At 44.5% G+C, this 21,616-nt stretch carries 22 protein-coding genes and 2 tRNA genes; 14 read left to right on the forward strand and 10 right to left on the reverse strand.

Annotated elements, in window-relative coordinates; all coding sequences use genetic code 11:
* Window positions 1-25: 25 nt before the first annotated feature.
* Window positions 26-151, reverse strand: a complete 126-nt coding sequence (locus tag RJ41_RS19480; RefSeq protein WP_276203235.1) for a hypothetical protein — start codon at window positions 149-151, stop codon at window positions 26-28.
* Window positions 152-572: 421 nt separating this feature from the next.
* On the opposite strand from RJ41_RS19480, the gene RJ41_RS08185 reads away from it, so the two are divergent.
* Window positions 573-983, forward strand: coding sequence for a methylglyoxal synthase (locus tag RJ41_RS08185; protein WP_039219259.1), 411 nt, complete (start codon window positions 573-575; stop codon window positions 981-983).
* A gap of 87 nt (window positions 984-1,070) precedes the next feature.
* On the opposite strand, the gene RJ41_RS08190 is transcribed toward RJ41_RS08185, so the two are convergent.
* On the reverse strand, window positions 1,071-1,901 hold the full coding sequence (locus RJ41_RS08190; RefSeq protein WP_039219261.1) for a Spy/CpxP family protein refolding chaperone: 831 nt from the start codon (window positions 1,899-1,901) through the stop codon (window positions 1,071-1,073).
* A gap of 211 nt (window positions 1,902-2,112) precedes the next feature.
* Here RJ41_RS08190 and RJ41_RS08195 point away from each other — a divergent pair, with 211 nt between their 5' ends.
* From RJ41_RS08195 to RJ41_RS08215, 5 genes are all read left to right on the forward strand, one after another.
* The gene (locus RJ41_RS08195) at window positions 2,113-2,856 is read left to right on the forward strand and encodes a response regulator transcription factor (RefSeq protein ID WP_052235436.1); all 744 of its coding nucleotides are present in this window, start codon (window positions 2,113-2,115) and stop codon (window positions 2,854-2,856) included.
* Window positions 2,856-4,217, forward strand: a complete 1,362-nt coding sequence (locus RJ41_RS08200; RefSeq protein ID WP_039219263.1) for an ATP-binding protein — start codon at window positions 2,856-2,858, stop codon at window positions 4,215-4,217. The genes RJ41_RS08195 and RJ41_RS08200 overlap by 1 nt, the downstream gene beginning before the upstream one ends.
* A gap of 57 nt (window positions 4,218-4,274) precedes the next feature.
* The gene (locus RJ41_RS08205) at window positions 4,275-5,255 is read left to right on the forward strand and encodes an alpha/beta fold hydrolase (RefSeq protein WP_039219265.1); all 981 of its coding nucleotides are present in this window, start codon (window positions 4,275-4,277) and stop codon (window positions 5,253-5,255) included.
* An 81-nt stretch (window positions 5,256-5,336) separates the two neighbouring features.
* Window positions 5,337-5,801: a tRNA (uridine(34)/cytosine(34)/5-carboxymethylaminomethyluridine(34)-2'-O)-methyltransferase TrmL gene (gene trmL, locus RJ41_RS08210; protein WP_039219267.1), complete on the forward strand. Its 465-nt coding sequence runs from the start codon at window positions 5,337-5,339 to the stop codon at window positions 5,799-5,801.
* A 168-nt stretch (window positions 5,802-5,969) separates the two neighbouring features.
* On the forward strand, window positions 5,970-6,362 hold the full coding sequence (locus RJ41_RS08215) for a hypothetical protein (RefSeq protein WP_039219269.1): 393 nt from the start codon (window positions 5,970-5,972) through the stop codon (window positions 6,360-6,362).
* A gap of 90 nt (window positions 6,363-6,452) precedes the next feature.
* Here the strand turns inward: RJ41_RS08215 and gpsA are convergent, their stop codons facing one another.
* The 4 genes from gpsA to RJ41_RS08235 all read right to left on the reverse strand — a co-directional run bounded on the left by gpsA (window position 6,453) and on the right by RJ41_RS08235 (window position 8,765).
* The gene (gene gpsA / locus RJ41_RS08220; protein WP_052235437.1) at window positions 6,453-7,484 is read right to left on the reverse strand and encodes an NAD(P)H-dependent glycerol-3-phosphate dehydrogenase; all 1,032 of its coding nucleotides are present in this window, start codon (window positions 7,482-7,484) and stop codon (window positions 6,453-6,455) included.
* 10 nt (window positions 7,485-7,494) lie between these two features.
* On the reverse strand, window positions 7,495-8,004 hold the full coding sequence (gene secB, locus RJ41_RS08225) for a protein-export chaperone SecB (protein WP_014948068.1): 510 nt from the start codon (window positions 8,002-8,004) through the stop codon (window positions 7,495-7,497).
* Between the two features lie 62 nt (window positions 8,005-8,066).
* Entirely contained in the window at window positions 8,067-8,327 is a 261-nt protein-coding gene (gene grxC, locus RJ41_RS08230) for a glutaredoxin 3 (protein WP_014948069.1), read from the reverse strand.
* A 12-nt stretch (window positions 8,328-8,339) separates the two neighbouring features.
* Window positions 8,340-8,765, reverse strand: a complete 426-nt coding sequence (locus RJ41_RS08235) for a rhodanese-like domain-containing protein (RefSeq protein ID WP_039219274.1) — start codon at window positions 8,763-8,765, stop codon at window positions 8,340-8,342.
* A 253-nt stretch (window positions 8,766-9,018) separates the two neighbouring features.
* On the opposite strand from RJ41_RS08235, the gene RJ41_RS08240 reads away from it, so the two are divergent.
* From RJ41_RS08240 to RJ41_RS08250, 3 genes are all read left to right on the forward strand, one after another.
* Window positions 9,019-10,182 (forward strand): murein hydrolase activator EnvC family protein, encoded by a 1,164-nt coding sequence (locus RJ41_RS08240; protein WP_039219277.1) that lies wholly within the window; start codon window positions 9,019-9,021, stop codon window positions 10,180-10,182.
* Window positions 10,183-10,362: 180 nt separating this feature from the next.
* A complete protein-coding gene (locus RJ41_RS08245) occupies window positions 10,363-11,271 on the forward strand; it encodes a divergent polysaccharide deacetylase family protein (protein WP_039219280.1) in 909 nt (302 codons plus the stop codon).
* A 156-nt stretch (window positions 11,272-11,427) separates the two neighbouring features.
* Window positions 11,428-11,856 carry a MerC domain-containing protein gene (locus tag RJ41_RS08250; protein ID WP_014948073.1) on the forward strand — a complete coding sequence of 143 codons (429 nt, stop codon included), beginning with the start codon at window positions 11,428-11,430 and terminating at the stop codon, window positions 11,854-11,856.
* Window positions 11,857-11,974: 118 nt separating this feature from the next.
* Here RJ41_RS08250 and RJ41_RS08255 read toward each other — a convergent pair whose 3' ends face one another.
* The 4 genes from RJ41_RS08255 to rsgA all read right to left on the reverse strand — a co-directional run bounded on the left by RJ41_RS08255 (window position 11,975) and on the right by rsgA (window position 15,818).
* Complete coding sequence (locus RJ41_RS08255) at window positions 11,975-12,667, reverse strand: glycerophosphodiester phosphodiesterase (RefSeq protein WP_039219282.1); 693 nt, start codon at window positions 12,665-12,667, stop codon at window positions 11,975-11,977.
* A 32-nt stretch (window positions 12,668-12,699) separates the two neighbouring features.
* Entirely contained in the window at window positions 12,700-13,575 is an 876-nt protein-coding gene (locus tag RJ41_RS08260) for a DMT family transporter (protein WP_039219283.1), read from the reverse strand.
* A 3-nt stretch (window positions 13,576-13,578) separates the two neighbouring features.
* Entirely contained in the window at window positions 13,579-14,526 is a 948-nt protein-coding gene (gene asd, locus RJ41_RS08265; RefSeq protein WP_039219285.1) for an archaetidylserine decarboxylase, read from the reverse strand.
* A 248-nt stretch (window positions 14,527-14,774) separates the two neighbouring features.
* Entirely contained in the window at window positions 14,775-15,818 is a 1,044-nt protein-coding gene (gene rsgA / locus RJ41_RS08270; protein ID WP_039219288.1) for a small ribosomal subunit biogenesis GTPase RsgA, read from the reverse strand.
* Window positions 15,819-15,904: 86 nt separating this feature from the next.
* On the opposite strand from rsgA, the gene orn reads away from it, so the two are divergent.
* The 5 genes from orn to RJ41_RS08295 all read left to right on the forward strand — a co-directional run bounded on the left by orn (window position 15,905) and on the right by RJ41_RS08295 (window position 21,532).
* Window positions 15,905-16,450, forward strand: coding sequence for an oligoribonuclease (orn, locus tag RJ41_RS08275; protein WP_039219290.1), 546 nt, complete (start codon window positions 15,905-15,907; stop codon window positions 16,448-16,450).
* Between the two features lie 101 nt (window positions 16,451-16,551).
* A tRNA-Gly gene (locus RJ41_RS08280) sits at window positions 16,552-16,627 on the forward strand.
* Window positions 16,628-16,678: 51 nt separating this feature from the next.
* Window positions 16,679-16,754: transfer RNA gene (locus RJ41_RS08285), tRNA-Gly, on the forward strand.
* A gap of 254 nt (window positions 16,755-17,008) precedes the next feature.
* Window positions 17,009-17,710 (forward strand): hypothetical protein, encoded by a 702-nt coding sequence (locus tag RJ41_RS08290; RefSeq protein ID WP_039219292.1) that lies wholly within the window; start codon window positions 17,009-17,011, stop codon window positions 17,708-17,710.
* A gap of 453 nt (window positions 17,711-18,163) precedes the next feature.
* Entirely contained in the window at window positions 18,164-21,532 is a 3,369-nt protein-coding gene (locus RJ41_RS08295) for a TonB-dependent receptor (RefSeq protein WP_039219458.1), read from the forward strand.
* The last annotated feature ends 84 nt before the right edge of the window (window positions 21,533-21,616 follow it).

Below are 21,616 nucleotides of genomic sequence, written 5' to 3' on the forward strand. Positions count from 1 at the left end.
CCACATTACAAAGGTAAAAAGTGTGCTACCGAATAAGCATAGATGTGCACACGCATCGTCGTGCGCTATGCAAGGTGTAGCCAGCCAGGGGAGAGGTAAACTCTTTGTCGTTGCTAGTGGTTGAACCAACAACGCGAGTTGGTTGTGTCATCATCAATTCCTATCATGTTACAACCCAAATTTTAGGGTTGGATGCCTTAACCGTAGATAATTGTATCCAATCTGAATTTTTATGCAATAAAAATGTATAAATATTTTTATTGCTTTTTGTGCAGCTTAGGCAGTAAAAAAAGCAGTTAATGATATATTTATAGTTGTGACAGTAAGTTGACAATAAGAACAATAGAACTGAATATTTATTTTTGGCTCCAGATATACAGTAGCCGTACTTATTTATGGTAGCGTTGATACTTAAAAGGCTAAGAATTGAGTTGGTTTTTGCAAAAAAAAACAGGCCCTAGTCGCAAAACGCGAGCGGCGTATAAAATGAGACAGTTGTAAATGATAGGTCGCTACAGCCCTAAGCTGAAGACTGTAAAGATAGGATGTTGGGATTAAACTCGGAAAATAAAATGAGCAAACTTACTTTAGCGCTGGTGGCGCATGACCATAAGAAACCCGAATTACTGGCATGGGTTAAGCAGCATATTGACGTGCTTAAGCAGTGTAATTTAGTAGGAACAGGAACAACAGGCGGTTTAATTGCCAGTGAAACCGGATTAGACGTTACACGCTATAAAAGCGGCCCGCTTGGCGGGGACCAGCAAATAGGCGCATTGATCGCGGAAAACAAGCTAGACGCGCTATTCTTCTTTTGGGACCCATTGAATCCAGCGCCCCACGACCCCGATGTAAAAGCACTATTGCGGTTGTGTTCAGTATGGAATGTACCTGTAGCCTGTGCGCCAGCCACGGCAGATTTGGTAATTACGTCACCGCTTTTCCTATCACCTGATTACAAGCCAGTTAAACCGAACTTCTAGAGAGTATAACTAGCAACTAGCGGTAAAAAAGGCTGGCAGAAGCCAGCACTCGTTACTGTGGGTAAGATGGGTGAGAAGCGCTACGCGTTAAAGCTTAAATAGCTCATGTAACTTTCGTTCTTCTTCTCGCAGGGCTTTTATTCGCGCTTGCTGCTCAGATGTTAGTACTTGAAACATGGCCAGATGCTGTTTAGCTTTTTCCACGCCGGCATTAACAAGGCCATCTTTATATTGAGCGATAAGCGCGTCCCAAGCGTCTTTAGAGAAAGACTGGCTGCGAACCAAATCGCGCTGGGCGTTTCTAAAATTGCCTAGCATCTCTCTATTTGTTTTCGATGTCTCTTTAAACGACTCTCGAAGCTCAGCAAGGCTTGCTATTTGTGCGTCGCTTAATTCAATGCCTTCAAAGAAAAAGTCCTTAGGCTTGCGTTTGGGGCCTCTCACCTCAACATCCATTCGTTTAGCAAAACGGACTTCTTGTTTTACGAATGCACCATGATGTTCTTGTCTATCTATATCTCTTTTAGCGTCTCGCGCTAAGAGAGTTGCTTGTTGCTCTTCATCCAGTACCTTGTATATGTCGTGACGTAGTTGAGCAAAAGCGAAATGCCTGGCTTCGCGCTCTTCAATCTGTGTTTGAATAAACGTGTTTATCTGTGCTTCAGTGGCAGTTGCAAAGTCAAAACTAGGCTTTTCGATGTCACCAAATAAAGGCTGAGGGTTAGCGTCTTTAAATGCGCTTAACAGTGTTTTTATCTCTTCGCGCTGGGCGTCGCTTAAGCTGATGCCGCGAAGATGTTCAACAATTTCTTTAACCGGTTCGTGGTGACGCATACCAGGTCCTGCTGGCTGCGCCAATGCAAGGCCACCTAGGCCAATCGCTGCTACTGCTACACTAGCAATTAATAACTTTTTCATTGTCGTCTCCTTTTATTAGGACAGGCTAATCGTAGCGTGCGCGGCTAAAAAAGCAGTCAATGCAGTGTAAAGCTTATGTAAAGGTAATGCCGATTTGAAATTGTAAAGGTCTGAAAAGATATAGTGCGCGTTTTGCCAGTGTTGTTTGTCGGCTTGAGGCGAGTTACACCGAATGCGTCGGTTGAGTTTTATCCAATTTACAGGCATTTTCATGAATCTAGCAGTTAAAGAGTTTAATACCATGAATTCAGATTTTCATTTGCAGTCTATCCTTGTTATTGATGATGACCTAGAGCTGACAGAAATGCTTTCCACGTATCTATCGGGTATGGGGTATAAGGTGCAAGTGCGTAACGATGGTGAAGACGGTTTATCTGAAGCGGTTTCAGGGCGTCACTACGACTTAATACTGCTTGATGTCATGATGCCGAAAATGGATGGGTTTGACGTATTGAAAAAGCTTCGAGCAAGCCACAGCACGCCAGTACTCATGCTTACAGCAAGAGGCGACGACTATGACCGTATTTTGGGTCTTGAGATGGGCGCTGATGACTACTTGCCTAAGCCTTTTAATCACCGCGAGCTTGTAGCGCGAATAAAAGCTATCGTTCGCCGTCACAATTTGTCATCAACCGGTGGAGCCGTTGAGCAAGATTTGTTTGTGAACGGCATCTTTTTAAGCCCAAGCAGCCAGCTGGCAAAAGTGGACGATGTAGAGCTAACACTCACAACAACGGAATTTTTAATTTTGCGCCTGTTGATGCTTAATGCTGCTCAGCGAGTAACGAAAGAAGAGATAAGCTTAAAAATTTTGGGCAAGCCTCTACAAGCTTTCGATAGAAGTATAGATATGCACGTAAGTAACCTGCGTAAAAAAATAGGTGCTGTAGTAGTAGATGAAAAGATCAAGACCATTCGAGGTGTAGGGTATATGTTAATTGTTGGAAGCCATTAATGGTAAAACTGTTACGCAGTATAAGCCCTACGCGGGCCATCATGGGCCGCTTGTTCTTTTGGTTTTGGGCTACATTTATTGTCACCGCCTTATTGGCTATTTGGGGCAGCCGATTATTTTTTGAAGAATTGGAAATTGTAGCAATACAGCCGCGAGAAATAGCTGATCTAAACCAAGTAGTGGAACATTTGCAAAACAGTCGCTTCCAAAATGCACCGCTGGACGGGCCTCTTGACCGCTTTTCTCGGGGAGGGAGAGGTCGAATGGTTGCTGTCGACATGAGTGATAACCGCCTTATTTCGGGTGGGGGTCCTCCGCTTCGTGAAAATGATAAAGAAGATTTACTTCGACTGGTCAACCAAACATCCCCCATTGCGGTAAAGCGGGGGGCATTTAAAATCTTGGGCCCGGTTTTCTTTGAGCGCAACGGCACTCGATTTGCGCTTTTTACGGTTAGACTGGAAATGCCTGAAAAGCAAACGCCACCGGTTTTACTGTTTTTTAGTATTGCGTTGATCACCACCATATTATTGAGCTGGTTGTTTGCGAAATCATTGACCAACCCTATCTTGCGTATCCAAAGCTCAGCGAAACGCATAGCAAATGGCGACTGGCAGGCGCGGGTTGAGCGAGCGGCTAAACGTCATGACGAGCTAGGGCAGCTTTCGCGCGACTTTAATAAAATGGCTGAGCAGTTAGAGTCTATGTGGGGGGCGCAAAAGCGCTTATTAGCCGATGTATCACATGAACTTCGCTCACCGCTCGCACGGTTGCAAATGGCCCTTGGTCTTGCCCATCAACAAAACGTAGACCCTGAAACTTTAGCGCGGGTAGAGCGAGAAGCTGACCGTATGGAAGCGCTGGTAAGTCAGTTGCTAACGTTAAGTCGTGCCGAGGCTGGCCAAGCAACGATGGAAAAACAGATGTTATCATTAGTGCTTAACGATGTTTTTACCGATGCGAATTTTGAAGCAGCAAATAAAAATAAACAGTTAAAAATTGATGATATACCTAAAAAAACCGTTTTCATCGACAGTATGATGCTCTGTCGCGCTGTGGAAAATGTTCTGCGCAACGCCATTCGTCACAGCAGCCTTTTAACGCATATTTCGTTTAGTGAAGACGAAAAGCAATGGAGTATTCATATTACCGATGACGGTGAGGGGCTGACGGTAGAGGAATGTGAACGTATATTTTCGCCGTTTTATCGGGCTACCCTTGCAAGAGAGCGAGAGTCAGGTGGCGTTGGACTAGGTTTATCCATTGCAAAAGCAGCGGTTGAGTTGCATCATGGGCGAATTATAGCTGAACCTGTTAAGCGCGGTGGTCTGCGAGTAACCCTGTCGTTTCCAAAGTCGTAACTTTGACGATGCTCTGCAGCCTTACCAAGAGCGCCTATTAACTGTAATAGGGTATTTATGAACTGGACGTTCACATCAGAAAACAATTTAGCCAGCACCTTCGCCTCACACATTAATCCTTTTTGGCAGGACAGTGTTAAAGAGGGGTACTTCACCGGCAAAGATGATATAAAGGTGCGTTACGCCTACTGTATTCCTGAAACACCGCAAGCCACTATTGTTATTTGTTCGGGTCGCATAGAGTCCTACTTAAAGTACAAAGAGTTTATTTACGACCTTTATCAGAACGGTTTTGCCGTTTTTATTCTTGATCACCGCGGGCAAGGCTTGTCTGACAGAATGACACGTGATCCTCAACACGGATATGTCGCGGATTTTGATGACTATGTTGACGACTTCGTCATGTTCGTAGAAACAATAGTGAAACCGCTACAGCAAGGCCCGTTACAGCTGGTTTGCCACTCAATGGGCGGCGCTATCGGAGCACTTACACTGTTGCGTTTGCCCAGCTTGTTCTCCAAAGCTGTGCTGGCTTCGCCCATGTTCGGTATTAAACCTTCCTTGCCTAATTGGTTGGCGAATGGCCTAATCCGAACCGGCCTAGCGGTAAATAGAATGAAAAAAGCAGACGCAGGGTATTTTTTCGGTCAAACACCGTATATTGCGTTTCCTTTTTCGTTGAACAAGCTTACCCACAGTAAGACCCGCTATGCGTTGTTTCGCGAGTTATATGATGAAGAGCAAGAGATCCAGCTTGGGGGCGTAACTACTGAGTGGTTGGCCGCAGCCCATCAGGCCATGAATAGGATTGAAGATAGTGCGGGGGCAATCACTACTCCAGCACTAGTTTTAAGCGCCGACGATGACGCTATAATAGATAATAAACGTCAACGGCGGGTGGCGCGCCTAATGCCAAATGCTGAGCTTGAAATTATACCAAGGGCTTATCATGAATTATTCACCGAGTCAGACGACATTCGCGAGCGCTCTCTTTCGACAATTCTCGACTTCTTGACTGCTTGCACTCATACGTCTTAAAAAGCCTAAGCATAGGTGATGAGTTACAGTGTTTCGTTGTAGAATACGCCGGTTATTAATAGTGAAGGTCGTTTAAAAAACATGCTTGATGTCGTACTTTATCAACCAGAGATCCCCCCTAATACGGGCAATATCATCCGCTTATGCGCTAACAGTGGGTTCACACTACATCTAATCGAGCCCTTGGGTTTTGAGTGGGACGACAAGCGAGTACGACGTGCAGGTTTAGATTATCATGAATTTGCCCACGTTAAGCGCCATGCAAACTTAGAAGCCTACCTTGAAGATGCAAAACCAAACCGAGTGTTCGCATGCACAACAAAAGGCAAAGCGTTTCATAGTGATGTCTCGTATCAAAAAGGCGATGCACTCATATTTGGTCCTGAAACCCGTGGCTTACCCGACGATTATATTCAATCGCTTCCTCCCGAGCAGCGTGTTCGCATTCCTATGTTGCCAGACAGTCGCAGTATGAACCTATCTAATGCCGTGTCTGTCTTTGTGTATGAAAGCTGGCGTCAATTTGGCTACGAAGGAGCGAGATAGCAAAAGGTGGTATCAGCAGCCCGAAGACATTCATTTTTACAAAGCCCCGTTGTGGGCTTTTTAGCGCCTGGTGTAAAGACACTGTAAAGCCTGCCTGAGTCAGGTTTCGTTCAGCTTCACTCATTAATATAGCCTGTGAACATGCACGAATGAGTTTGGAGAAGCATTATGAAACGTATTACCCTGAGTATGATCACCGGCGTTTGCTTAATGATCGCAGGGCAAGCAAGCGCCCATTCAGGTCATCATTCTCACTCGAATAGCGGGGCGAATGAAAGGGTCACTATTATTACGCAACCTGCTCGTCCGATTATTGATGTAGCCATAAACGTTCCTGAAATTGGCCTGTACGTTAACGTCTTGCCAGGTGCACATAGGGTAGAGGTTATCGACAATCATCGTTATTACGTTGCTAATAATCATTACTATCGCAAGCATGGAAATCGCTATTTGGTTGTCGATTCACCCTACAAAAAGGTGAAAAAAGTGAAGCACCACAAGCGCAGTCACGCTAGATATCACGACAACGCTAAAGTGATCGTGGTAAGGGAAGGCCGCTAAGTTCAGGTTGATAAGCTGGAAAAGATAGGAATAGTGGGGCGTTAAGAGGCTGATGGTTTTTGCTACTAAGCAAAAACCATCAAATATTCACTAGGCTTCTTTTTTGAGGTCTCGACCAAGCAAAGCTAAGGCCGCCTCTTTAGGGGATTTTCCGTGATAAAGCACAGCATAAATTTGTTCACAAATAGGCATTTCAACGCCTACTTTTTTCGACAATATATGCACTTCTTCAGTGTTGCGATATCCCTCAACCACTTGTCCGATTTCGTCAATAGCAACATCGACACTCTTGCCTTGACCCAAAGCTAGCCCAAAGCGACGATTGCGCGATTGATTGTCTGTACAAGTTAAAACTAAATCGCCAAGACCCGCCATACCCATAAAGGTTTCTGGATTTGCACCCAGCTTCACGCCCAAACGGGTAAGCTCTGCTAAACCTCGGGTGATCAGCGCCGTTCGCGCGTTTGCACCAAAGCCAAGGCCATCGGCTAAGCCCGCGCCTATAGCGATAACGTTTTTAACCGCACCACCAAGCTGAACGCCAGTAAAGTCTGAGTTTTTGTACACTCTGAACGACTTTGCGCAATGCAGCTTTGCTGCAAATTCGTCACTCAGCGTATCGTCAGTGGAAGACAGCGAAATTGCGGTAGGCAAGCCCGCTACCATTTCTTTAGCAAAGGTAGGGCCTGATAAAACGGCTAGGGGATAGTCGGTACCCAGTATTTCCTCTGCCACATCGCGAAGCAGACGGCCAGTTTTTGGTTCAAGTCCTTTGGTCGCCCAAATAATACGTTGATGCGGTTTAAGCAATGGTTTTAAGCTTTGAAGCATAGCCGCAAATGCATGGCTAGGTACAACCACTAAAATATCTCGGCTGGCAGCAACCACTTCTTCTAAGTTGGCATTTACCACTAGGGCATCTGGAAATGTTGCGCCGGGAAGATAACGAGCATTCTCTCGGTTCGCTTCCATTTCGGCAATGTGCTTTTCATCGCGGCCCCAAAGCAGTGTGGGGTTGCCATTTCTGGCAAGACAAAAAGCAAGGGCGGTGCCGTAAGACCCCGCCCCTAATACCGAAACAGACGCTGAAACCGAATTCGACTTCATGTCCACGCCTTTCATGTTCACCTAATTAGGCGTCCATTTTTGGCGCTTCGCCCTGCGCTTGCTGTGCACGTTTTTGCACGTAAGCTGCAAAGATAGCGTCGAAGTTTACAGGTGCTAGGTTAAGTGGAGGGAATGTTCCACGGTTAACCAAGTTAGAAATGGTTTCACGCGCATATGGGAAAAGCATGTTCGGGCAGAACGAGCCCAGCGTGTGCGCTTTGTTTTGGTCTGGCATTTCGCCAATAGCGAAGATACCCGCTTGTTGCACTTCACAAAGGAATGCCGTTTCTTCACCAAGCGTTGCCGTAACGGTAACTGAAAGTACAACTTCAAATACATTTTCTTCTAGCTTGTTAGTGCTAGTGTCGATGTCTAGTTTAATTTCAGGCTTCCACTCTTTAGTGAAAATAGCTGGCGCGTTTGGAGACTCAAAAGAAATGTCTTTTGTGTAGATACGCTGAATATTGAACTGAGCACTCTGTTGCGCTTGTGCGCCCGCTGCTTCGCCGTTATTTGTCTGATTTTCGTCAGCCATGGTATTTCCTATTTAATTGTCGTTTTAATTTAATGTAGTGCGTTGCTGTATGCGCTGACGCTTTACGCCAAACCCAACATTGGATTTAGTTTGCTTTGTGCTTCCAAAGCCATCATATCGTCACAGCCACCAACGTGCTGATCGTCAATGAAAATTTGCGGAACAGTCCAGCCGCCGTTTGCGCGTTCAATCATCTCGTCGCGCAGTTCAGGCTTAACATCTATTGGGTATTCAATAAATTCTACACCTTTTTGCGTTAGCAATGCTTTTGCACGGTGGCAGTAAGGGCAGTGGCCCTTGGTGTAAAGTTCTACTTTGCTCATAAAGGTTACCTGTTATTTAGAAACGGGAAGGCTGGCACTTTGCCACGCGTTCATTCCGCCTTTTAATACACTCACATTCGCGAAGCCATCTTTAAGCATCGCATTTGCTGTACCACGAGCCTGATTACCCATAGCGCATACTACGATAATGGGTTTGTCTTTACTGTTTTCAAGTTTCTTGAAGTTTTTCTCACGCAACTCTTCAGGTTTAATTTGTCTGGCACCCAAAATATGGCCAGCTTTAAACTCTTTCGCAGGGCGTGTATCTAGCACTATCGCATCGTCTTTATTCATCAAAACCGTTGCTTCGTGTGTGCTTAATTCTTTTACTGAAGATGTCCATGCACTGATATAGCTAAATATCAACATGGCAATCAGCGCAACCCAAATACCAGCAAGAATAACGTTGTTGCTAGCAAATTCAATTAGTTGATCCATTACCTCTAACCCTGTCTACAGACCATGAAAAGAGTGCAAAGTATATAGAAAAATGGGCGAGAAACCAGCTTACCTTTCAGTATGATTGATGTCAGTCATAGCGGGTTTGCGCTAAATACTTTAGATGATTGATATTACGAACAAATTGCACTGGGCATATGGAGGAGCGTCAGATACACTGGAAAACGTTGTTAACAGCAACGATGAAACACATTAAGTCATCAATGAAAAAGTTAAGGTTCTAGGCGCACGTATGTCAGTACGATTATTTCTTTCAATCATTGGGTGCATAGTTGCCCTTGCAATTATGCCGATTGGAAGTAGTGCTATTGCACAAGAAGGCGGTGCGAATAGTCAAAAAGAAAAATTAGCTGAGTTACAGGCCGAACTGCGCGCTCGACAGCAAGTATTAGAGAACAATAGAGCCAGTGCACAGGAATTAGAAAATGTGCTGAAGGCCTCTGAACTCGAAATCGCTAAAGTGGCGAAAGCACTATCCAGCACCCGACAGTCACTTAAAAACATTGAGCAAGAACAAGCGAAGCTCGAAGAAGAACAAGAAGGGCTTAAAACCGCTATCCGTAAACAGCAGTCACTTTTATCGAGCCAGCTTAAAAGTGCATTTATGGCGGGGCATTACGACTACGCGAAAATGCTGTTTTACCAAGATGACGCGCGAACGTTCGAGCGTGTCATTACCTATTATCAATACGTGGCTAAAGCGCGCCAAAAAGAGATTGAGAGCTTTAGGGGAAATGTTGCTAGGCTTGAAGAAGTTAACGCAGAGCTTAGCGAAAAAGCCTTGTCACTTGCCGCATTGAAAGATGAGCAAGAAGGTCAGCGAGCAGTACTTATAACCCGTCAGGACGATAGAAAAGCAACGCTTAAGAAAATAAACAAAACCATAGCCTCTGAAAACCAGCGTATTGCGTCTTTGCAAGCCGACGAAAAAGCATTAAAAGGTGCGATTGAAGCGGCGCGTATCGCTGCCGAACGTGCGGCTCGCGCTGCTGAATTTAGCATGAATGGCCTTGCTAAACTTAAAGGTAAGCTTCCTGCACCTGTAAAAGGCAGAATACGTCATTTGTTTGGTAGTCGCCGCCAAGGGCAAGTGTCTTGGAAAGGTATTGTGATAGATGGTGCTGAGGGCGACCCTGTAAACAGCATTGCGCCTGGAAAAGTGTTGTATGCCGATTGGTTGCGCGGATTTGGTCTGGTCGCTATTGTCGATCATGGCGAAGGGTATATGAGTGTTTACGGTCACAACCAAGCGTTACTCAAGCAAGCTGGCGATGATGTCAGGCAAGGTGAACGTATAGCCCTTGTGGGCCGAAGTGGTGGTCAGGAATATCCTAACCTTTACTTTGAAATTCGTCACAAAGGCAAAGCGCTAAATCCGAAACCCTGGCTGGATTAATTCGTCTCAGCCACAATAAGGTTTTCATAGTGGCCTTATATGTTGACATTTAAAGTCACAATCGGCGAATAAAGACTTAGTTTTGTTGAAAGAACTTTCGTTGTTGGTATGCTTAAAGTTAACGTGAATTCATTCACACAGTGCGCTTAATAATAATGATGAAAAACGGATGTGACTTAGATGCTTTTGCGTCTGCTAATGCCTTGTATAATCTTTGTTTTATGCGGGCTAACTAGCCTTCAAGTAAAAGCAAAGTCAGACATAATTATAATATTAGATGACCTGGGATACAGGCCGTCCGATGTCGCTGCTTTTTCTCTCCCTAAAGAAATTACCTTTTCTATACTTCCGCAAACGCCGCTGGCTTCTGAAATTGCGCTCCGCGCTGAGCAAGAAGGCAGGGCTGTTATGCTGCATATGCCTATGCAGGCGCAAAGTGGAAAGGACATGGGGCCCCTTGGGTTAACCACTGACATGTTCGCAGGTGCCATTACTTACAATTTGCGAAAGGCAATGAAGAGCGTGCCGAACGCGGTTGGTGTGAATAATCATATGGGAAGTGCGTTCACGGGGCAGCAGAAAGGAATGGAAGCGCTCTTAAAAGAGGTGAAACGCCAAGGCTTATTTTTTGTGGATAGCCGAACCACGGTACTCACAAAAGGTGAAGAAATTGCACAGCGGTTAGGTGTGCCTAGCGCAAGCAGACAGGTGTTTCTGGACCATAAGCTTGAGCCTGCATTCTTACTTAAGCAGTTCAACCACATGAAACGTATTGCTAAAAAGAATGGTCACGTTGTGGTGATTGGTCATCCTCACCCAGAAACTGTCAATTTCTTGAAAACTCATTTACCCTCACTTGAAAAAGAAGGTTTAACCCTTACCTCAGTAGCCGACTATTTTTCGCATGCGCCGAAAGTGGCCAAGCAGTTTGGTAAAGAGCGCGATCTAACGGCTTCGCTCAATAACGCCGATATGAAGGATAGCAAGGTAAGCATGACCGAAGAAAATGCCTTACACAGCAGTGGGCTAATGCACAGCTCCGCAGAAAAAGGCGTTGCTGAGCGCTTAGGCACAGCGCCAAACGAATAGTTTTTTTTCTCCATTTTATACGTAGTTAGTTCATTTTCATCTCGTTAAGATCAAAATTTAATGTGGGAACGTTTCTCATTTCTGTGAGTCTGTTATAATATAACGTCTCTGGCGAATAGTTCGCGAACTCATTTTTTCACGGTGGTAATTAGGGCAATGACTCCAATTGACGAGAATCCAACAAAACTAGACAAACTTGGCATCTGGGTGTCGAGCTTGTGTGCGTTGCATTGCCTCGCGCTACCTGTTTTGGTGCCTCTGCTGCCGCTGATCGGTTCTAGCTTTTTTGCACAAGTGTGGTTTGAGAGAACGATATTAACTTTTTCGCTAATTGTAGGTGCAGTCGCCTTGGTTAGCGGTGCAATTCGCTATCATGGCAAATATTACCCGCTTGCATTGCTGTTTACGGGTGGCGCTATTTATTGGCACAAAGATATTTTTGGGCATCACTACGAACCTTTTACCATCGCGATAGGTGCAGCGCTAATTGTAGCCGGCCACTGGGTGAATATGCGATTGTGTAGACAATGTAAGTGCTGCAAGAATACGGTGTTTTCAGACCACCTTTCAACTGAATTTAAGTAGTCAACTAAGCTGCATTAAGAAAAGCATTCCAAAAAAACGAGCCAATGGCTCGTTTTTTATAGTGTGAGTCTGTATCAGATACGCTTTCTATAGACTTTTCGTATTGAAAAAGTAGGGTTTAATACGACAACACATTAAGCGCTACATCAGGCACGTTAGTGAATATGCCCGTCACTCCCCACTCGTTAAGCATTAGCATGTCTCTAGGCTCATCCACGGTATAAACGAATACGTTAAAGCCATCTTGCTGCGCCGTTTGCACAAACTGCTTATCAACGGCGTCTAAAGCAATGTTTACGGAATAAGCGTTAAGCGCCCGAGCGCTTGCCGTACAGTCAAGCTCGTAGCTTGCAGATAAGGCGCCGATCTTCACTTCGGGCCACCTAAGCGCAATAGCTTGAAGCCAGTGATGGTTAAATGAAGAGATAAGTAGCTTATGAGCATTAATGCCGCTTTGCTGTACCGCCGCTTTAACGTCTTTAACCCAGCTGTCTACGTCGGTTAAGTGTTTTATCTCAATATTGCACCACTTGTCTTTTGGAACACAATTCAGTGTCTCAGTCAGGGTCGGTATGTGCTCTCCATCCCCAATGTCCATTTCTGTAAGGGATTGCCACGGCACGTCAAGTAAATAGCCGGGTTCCCGTGCTCTGCGCGTAAGTGTTCTATCGTGAAAAACAATAATGCCGCTTTCGTGCTGATAGGTATCAAACTCAATGCCATCGGCACGTTGTTCGAAAGCCAGTTTAAATGCCTTTACTGTGTTTTCTGGGGCGGCTTTACTGGCACCTCGATGAGCAAAAATGAGCATAGACATTTTTTCCTTAAAGATCACAACACGGCTTAATCATCTTTTGCATTATGCAACTTATGCGTGTTGAGCGTTTCATAAACTGATGCTGACGTAATAAGAATTCCACCTAACAACGCACTTAAACCAGGTTTTTCGTTAAGCAGAATAATAGCAAGGAAAACGCCATAAAGAGGCTGCATGCAGGCTATGAGCGAAAACGTTTTTGCCCTAAGGTGACGTAGGCTCGCAGCAATAAGTGCATGAGGCAGCGCAGTAAATACGGTACCTAAAAGCAATAGCATTAGCCAAGAACTGGTAGACGCTGAGGTTATTGCTGCACTGCCTACCGGCAACATTAGAATGCTTATAACCAAGGTTTGCCACGCCATAGCCTGCGCACCGCTGTAGTGCTTAAAGTGCTTACGATGAATAAGGTTTCTAAAAGAATACAAGATGGCGGAGGCAATACCGATAAGAACGCCAAGGGTAATGTCATTTTCCAGTGATGTCTCTGGCACTATTAAATAAACGCCAACGACCACCGTAACGGTAGATACGATATCCTGCCAGACCAGCCTTACCCGCTCAAAGAAAGGCTCGATAAGCACTGTGATTACGGGGAAGGTAAAAAGGGCAATCATGCCAACAGACACCCCTGCATATTGCATGGCGGCAAAATAAGTGACCCAGTGCAGCGCCATCAGCACGCCTAAGCCTAAGGCAACGCCGTAGTCTTTTTTGGAGTTCAGCTTTATTTTGTTGTTTGCCAGCTTCAGAAAGGCAAATAACGCTATACAGGCAAATACTGAACGAACGAAAGTGATATCACTGGCACTAAGTGGTACAAGCCGAGAGAAAAGGGCTGTACCACCAAGTAAAATTACCGTGAAATGAAGTGAGATCAGGCTTTTTTTAACAGCATCCATAAACTAGCTGTCAGCGCCCTCTGATTTCGTCTCGCTTTTATCATCGCCGGTTGGTTCATCCGCAGCTCGTGTATCTTCAACAGAAGCTTGTGCAGTTGATTTAAGCGCCATAGGTTCACCAAGACGAGTGACCATGCCAGGTGCCAAGTCTTCAAAATTAATCATGTCTTTTTCGAAACACACCACAATGGTCGAACCTAGCTTAAAGCGGCCTAGCTCTGCACCTTTTTCAAGGAAAACTGCTGCTTCGCTGTCTTTTTCATAAGACCAGTGCTGAACGTTTTTACCCGCAGGTGGTGTAACCGTGCCAGCCCAAACTGTCTCAATACTTGCCACTATGGTAGCGCCCACAAGCACCATCGCCATTTTGCCTACAGGCGTGTCGAACAGCGCCACAACGCGTTCGTTACGTGCAAACAGACCTGGAATATTTTGTGCTGTAAGAGGATTTACCGAAAAAAGTTCGCCCGGCACGTACAGCATATCAGTAAGCGTGCCCTCAACAGGCATATGAATTCTGTGATAATCACGAGGGGCAAGGTAAATGGTAGCAAACTTACCATTTTTAAATGGCGCAGCTACATCAGGCTTGCCACCTAATAATGTAGTTAGGCTAAAGTCATGGCCTTTCGCCTGAAAAATACTGTCGCTGTGGATATCGCCAAACTGACTTACCGTACCGTCAACAGCATGGATAAGTACGTCGTCGTTTTCGTCAATGGTGCGCGCTTCAGGTTTAAGCGGGCGGGTGAAGAACTTATTAAAGCTTCTATAATGCTCTGGTTCCTCATGCAGCGCTTCTGACATATCAACGTTGTATTGCTTAATAAATGCCTTGATGAAAAATGTCGTAACACTACCCATTTCTGCTTCAGCAAGTTTGCCTACAAGGCGTGAAAGCAGGTGCTTTGGTGTAACGTATTGTAAATTAACTTTAAGCCAATCTAACACAAAATATCTCCGTTTCTTTTATGCAAGCAATAACGCATTGCATAGATCGCGTTATTGTATCGTAAGTCGTGGTATTAAGAGCAACTTTAGGGTTATGAGTGCTTACACAAAAGCATAAGCACGTGGTTCACACCAAAAGAATAAATCGCCAATTAAGCGACAGCTATTACACGTAAGCAGTGCGTGTACTTCTTCGGTCGCTCCAACGAGTTTAGCGCTCCAGTGAGATTGAAACCCAGTGGCAGTTGTTATGCCCCGGGAGGCTGGCTGTGACTAGGGCGCTGCTCTTCCATGGTGGTTAAAATTCTATGGTAGCTGTCGAAGCGTTCTGCGCTAATTTTTCCTTCTTCTACAGCTTCTCTTAGTAAGCACCCCGGATCATTTAAGTGCTTGCAGTCTCTGAATTTGCAGCCGCCCAAATAATCTCTGAACTCAATAAAGCCCCATGTAATACGTTCGGTAGGAATGTGCCACAAGCCAAATTCACGTACTCCTGGGGAATCAATTAAATCACCGCCGGCTGGCAAGTGAAGCAATTTGGCCGCCGTCGTTGTATGTTGACCTAGTCCCGAGTTATCTGAAATATCGCCGGTTAATTCATCGGCGTCTGGCAGAACTTGGTTTATAAGGCTCGATTTACCTACACCGGACTGCCCTACGAAAACGCTGATGTTATCGTTAAGGTATTCATTGAGTTTGCTAATGCCTTCACCGGTTTTGCAACTGGTGAAAAGCACTTCGTAGCCTAAGTTTTCGTACGTCTTAAGCTGCTCTGTAACGGTTGCGCGTTCCTCTTCACTGAGCAATTCTACTTTATTAAGGACAATCAGCGGCGTGATGCCTATGTCTTCACAGGCAACAAGGTAACGGTCGATAATATTCAGTGAAAGGATAGGTAATATAGCGCTAACCACAATAATGCGGTCAATATTCGCGGCGATGGGCTTAATGCCGTCGTAATAATCTGGGCGAGTAAGCACAGAGTGTCTGTCTTTTACAATTTCGATGACTCCGCTTACACCTGACTCAGCGTCATCCCCTTTACTAAAAAACACTTTGTCACCACACACCACAGAATCTACCGTGCGGCGAATGTGGCAGCGAGATACTGCGCCGCTTGTGTCTTCAACATCGGCGTGTTTACCAAAACGGCCAATTACCGTGCCGCTTTCTAGCGTGCTTTCATCTAGGTTCGCCGCGCCCTTTGAGGCGTGCTTTTCACGCAAGCGCTTGCTTCTGTTTGCTGCAACTTGTCGTTTCTGTCGTTGTGTAAGTTTTGGTTTTTTCGCCACGATTCTTTTCTAGTTTCACGTATACTATGTCAATAATACCGTTTGTAGGGCATGGTTGCCATGTCTGTAGCGCAAAGAGGAAAGTAATGAGTAAACACAACAGTAACCTTGTTTGGATAGACATGGAAATGACAGGGTTAGATCCTGAAACTTGTGTAGTAATGGAGATTGCGACCATTGTTACCGATGCACAGCTAAATATTTTGGCTGAAGGCCCTGTAATAGCGGTACATCAAAGTGATGACGTGTTAAATAATATGGACCAGTGGTGTACACGAGTTCACGGTGAAAGTGGATTAACTGCACGTTGCCGAGAAAGTAAAATAAGTGTTGAAGAAGCATCAGCGCAGACTATTGCCTTTTTAGAGCAGTGGGTAGATGCAGGTAAATCACCACTGTGTGGAAACACCATTGGGCAAGATAGACGATTCATGGTTAAGTACATGCCCGAGCTTGAAGCTTACTTCCACTATAGAAATATTGATGTAAGTACAATAAAAGAGCTAACGCGCCGCTGGAAGCCTGAAGTTTTAGACGGTTTCGAAAAGAAAGGCGTACATCTAGCGCTAGATGATATTCGCGAGTCTATTGAAGAAATGCGCTATTATCGAGAGAAAGTGTTTACGATTTAGGCATTCAAACATTGAGGTGCAAAAAAAGTAGAATTAAAGGTTGCGTTACCCCAAAATTTTTGTAAAATGCGCACCACTTCAAACGAAGTACCTCTTTTGTTGCGGGAATAGCTCAGTTGGTAGAGCACGACCTTGCCAAGGTCGGGGTCGCGAGTTCGAATCTCGTTTCCCGCTCCAAATTCACTTACCGTTGGTAAGTATCTATAAGATGCACAGCATCGACTCTATGCGGGAATAGCTCAGTTGGTAGAGCACGACCTTGCCAAGGTCGGGGTCGCGAGTTCGAATCTCGTTTCCCGCTCCAAATTTTCAAAAATCACGAAGACTAAAACACAATATAGTTGTGTCTATGCGACCCCTTAAAGGGCCCGCGACCAAGTGTCGGCCATTGCTTCACAACGAGAACAAATCTGTTTTCCGCTCCAAATTTTCCAGATGACACGAAAATTTAAACTCTCTTACACCCGTATTTATATTCCATCATCATTGTTATTTTCTACGTGAAAGCTATCTGAACTTTCTGGTTTGTTTGTGCTCAACTACTAGGTGCTTTTATGGATGGATGCATTAATGGTAGATGGAAGCGTGGATAAATATGGGCTTGAATGGCACTGCTTCACTCAAATATGCCTGCCAAGTGCTTCTACGCTTCGTGCACTTTTGCTAAAAGCAGTTTTATTACAGCCGCCAACTATTCCGCAAAAAACCGAGACTAAGCCAAAATTAGTACATGAGACTAATGCTGATGTAGAGGGTAATGCTGTACTCAAAGAAGCAATAAAGAAGGAAACCCCTTCAATCGCTAGTAGACCGAAAAATAAATCTGAAGGGTTACAAGCGCTTTTGGAAAAAGAAGTTTCAGCACAACTTTTGTTATGGGCAAAAGAAGACAGGCTGAGAGTTCAAGATGCGACGAAAAACTATATCAATCGTTTGAACGCACAACGTTTAGAAAGCATCGCTAAGCAATCACCTTCAAACAGCACTCATTCAAATGTGAATAGAAGCCGAAAACCTTCTAACTCCTTCAATACTGAAAACGAAGATTTTCTCGAAAGCATTAAAATAGTCGTTGATTGCAGCACGTTGAAAGGAAAGTTATTTAGCTCCCTCAGTAAAAACAAGGGGATTACTCTCCACGATCGCGACTTTCCCACACTAGCGGGTGACCCAGTTAAATCGGTTCAGGGTACAGTGAAGTGTCGAGACCACAGCAGTTTTCAAACGCACATTGATAAGTATTTGAACCAGCTACAATAGCGGTTTTTTAAAATTATACGAAAGTATAAGTATTGCTTTATATTGTTCTCCAGTACCTATTCTACCTGCGTTTACGCACTACAATGAATCCTTATTCATTAGTCTTTGCACTCTATTAGTGCGCAACCACCTTGATTTCAATCCACTTCTCGATAAATCTGAGTTTTGTTAGGACTTTTGCACAGAAAATGTGCATTTGAAAGTGTTTTGATAAGTCTATTTGAATATTAAATAGAATTTAGTGGGTAAATATGCATAATGCGCCGTTTTTTAGCGGTAAATTCGCTAATTACTCGCCTTTTGATAGGCACATAGTTTGCAAAAAACAGATCGTAAAAAAGATTAAGCACAACGCATTTCTTAAACATATAAAAAATAACCATCGCTTTCAGACTCCTTAAAAATGCCGAAAAGAGCATGTCGGAACGAGAAAGTATATTTGGAGAAACACACATGGCTTTTGATTCATCAAGGCAAAACAAGCTTACTGTACTCGCATGTGCAGTGGCATCTGCACTAGCATTAAGTGCAACTGCAGTTCAGGCTCAGGAAGACGCCTCTATTGACGAAAAGGATGTTGAAAAAGTAGTGGTCACTGGCTCTCGTATAGCGCGAGATCCTAATCTGGCATCTCCTTCACCTGTTCAAGCAATTTCAGAAGAAGATATTCAGCTGTCAGGTGAGTTTTCTGTAACCGATGTTATAAACGACATCCCCGCGTTGTTTTCATCTACAACAGCGGAAAGCTCTATTGACTCAGCCTTTGCAGACGGTGCGAATATCCTTAACCTACGTGGTTTAGGTTCAAACCGTACCTTAACACTAGTAAATGGTCGTCGCCATGTGGGCGGTGTCGCCGGTTCTGCGGCGGTAGATGTGGGTTCAATTCCAGTTAAACTTATTAAATCGGTAGAAGTGCTTACCGGTGGTGCTTCTGCCGTTTATGGTGCCGATGCGGTAACGGGTGTAGTTAACTTTATTTTGCAAGATGACTATGAAGGCTTTGAATTTGACGTAAACACGGGTATCTCGTCTGAAGGCGATGGTGAGCAAATTAGCATGTCTGCGTTGTATGGTGAAAACTTTGACAACGACAGAGGTAATTTTGCAATAAACATCGAGTATCAAAACGATGAAGGTGTGCGAGTAAGTGAAAGAGATAATGGTTTGATCATTGGCTCTGCGCGCGATTGGACCAACCCCGCTTTGCGATTCCAACAAGGCGATATTGGTGCTAGTACACCAAACTTGGCGCAATACTATAACTACGACAACACAGGCTTATTTAATTTCGGTTTAAGCATCCCGTCACAGGATGCGTTTATTCAAAACTATGTAGATACTTTTGGAACCCAACCGAATTTAACTTCAGAAGAGCTAGCGCTGTTTAACCGCGCGGCCACAGCAAACCCTCGTGCAGTTCTTCCTTACCGCACTTTCCCATTCACTTCGGGTTATGGCTACATCATACCGGGTAACCCTTATACGTTTGAGGGGTTTGATCCTGCGACTAATATCGACCTTGATGGTAACGGAACGCCAGACTGTCTTGACTCGTTTTCTGGATATAACAGCTCGTTTGGAGCAGCGTCATTCGGCGCATTAGGTGGTTGCTGGAACGTATTGGAAGATGGCTCATACAGACCGATTCAAGACGGCTTGGTATCAGGTAACTTTGAAGGCTTTGGTGGTGACTCTTATAACACCATTCAGCAACAGCGCGGCTATCTAATTACGCCAAACGACAAAATTGCGTTAAATCTGCTAGGCCATTATGACCTTACTGATACAAGCACCGTGTTTGGTGAATTTAAGTACGTTGTTCAGACAACAGAAAATGAAAGCCAGCCGTCTTCATACTGGGATTTATTATTTGGTGCAGCAGATAACCCTTACCTGCCTTCATTCATTCAGCCGCTAGCAAACGAAATTGGCGGTGTTGCCATTACAGCTGACCCAATTGGCATTGGTCAAGGTAAAATTGAGAACGAGCGTAGAACACTACGCGGTGTTATTGGGCTAGAAGGCTTCTTGGAAAACGACTGGCAGTATAATCTTGCGTTAAATTACGGAAGATTCGAGTTTGAGCAAGAAGGTACAGAAAATATTGTTGTAGTAGACCGTTTCTTCTCTGCAATCGACGCGGTTACAGACCCTGCGACAGGTGAGGCAACCTGCCGTGTGAACTTAGACGCAGATACACCTCAAGTTACCACTGCGTTTAATATTCCAGTATATGACCCAGGCTACTTTTCATTTACTCCAGGTGATGGCAGCTGTGTACCTTTAAATATTTGGGCTGGTGCAGACGGTATTTCTCAGGAAGCGGTTGATTGGGTAACGCAAGATAGCCGCAGTAAAACTACCATCGAACAATTCGTTGTGAGTGGTTCACTATCTGGTGATTCATCTGACTACTTCGAGCTTCCGTATGGTCCGATATTCTTTGCGCTAGGCGGGGAATATAGAAAAGAAAAATCAGAAGCGACTTTCGATAATTGGCAACTTGGTATTATCCCTGAAGGCTCACAATATCAAGAAGGAACCTTGATTTCTGAGTACTCATCTAACAACTCACTGGTATTCCAGCCATCTATTAAAACGGCAAACGAAACAGGTGATTTTGATGTAAGTGAAGTGTTCGTCGAAGTATCAATTCCATTAATTGAAGGCGAGATGCTAGCCGAAGAGCTTACGTTAGATTTGGCTGCCCGTTACTCTGATTACTCTACAATTGGAGACACAACAACGTGGCGTGCAAACTTAATGTATGCACCTTACGAAGATCTTATGATTCGCTTGTCGCAGTCACAAGCTGTTCGTGCGCCAAATATCACAGAGCTTTTCGGTCCTGAAGTGGGTACAACATTCCGTCCTACCGACCCGTGTAATGCCAGCGTGATTGCAGGCATCCGTAGTAATGATCCGGCAGCCGCAGATCAGATACAAGCTAACTGTGTGGCAGACTTCCAGTCAATTGGTTATAACCCGTTTAATGACGCAGGTGAGTATGTTTACACCGATCCACTATCGGCAGCATTCCCTGGTGTTACCGGTGGTAACCCAGAACTACAGGAAGAAACCGCTGATACGACAACGGTAGGCTTTGTCTATCAGGCAAGCTGGTTAGAAGGCTTGTCACTAACGGCTGACTATTGGAGCATTGAGATTGAATCTGCAATCAGCTCTGTAAGCTCTGACGATATTGTTAATGGATGCTACATCGGTGAAACCTTAAACGAAAACTTCTGTTCTTTGTTTACCCGTAATACCGATGAAAACTCTCCGCAGTTTGCTGGTCTAAATTTCTTACGTTCTACCGATGTTAACTTTGCTCGCTTAGAAACGTCGGGCGTAGATTTCAGCATCGGTTATGATTTTGAAATCGATGATCATACGTTCCTAACAAAACTATCAGGTACTAAGGTCAATGAGATTGACCAATATACCAACCCTAACGATCTGAGCGAAGTTAACCCAGAGCTTGGTGAAGTAAATCGCCCTGAATGGGCAGGCAACTTTACCGTGACTTGGAAATGGCAGGATCTGCAAATCGGTTGGCAAACTCAGTACATGGATGAGCAGTTAGTCGCATTCGTAGAAATTGAAGAATACGAGCGTGGTGATTATGACGATTCTGTCGTAATGGATGAATTTTTCCAGCACGATATTAACTTCTCATATGTATTGACTGACACAGTTAAAATGTACGGTGGTATTAAGAACATTACCAACGAAGAACCTTTCTTAACGAACTTTGCTTATCCGGCAAGTGCCCGTGGAAGATTTTACTTCGTAGGGTTTGACATGCAGCTTAACTAAGCTGTTATTAATACAGTCAAAGCAGCTTAACTAAGCTGTTATTAATACAGTCAAAGCAGCTCCATTGAGCTGCTTTTTTGTTTT

Source organism: Alteromonas marina (assembly GCF_000808575.1).
Taxonomy (GTDB): Bacteria; Pseudomonadota; Gammaproteobacteria; order Enterobacterales; family Alteromonadaceae; genus Alteromonas; species Alteromonas marina_A.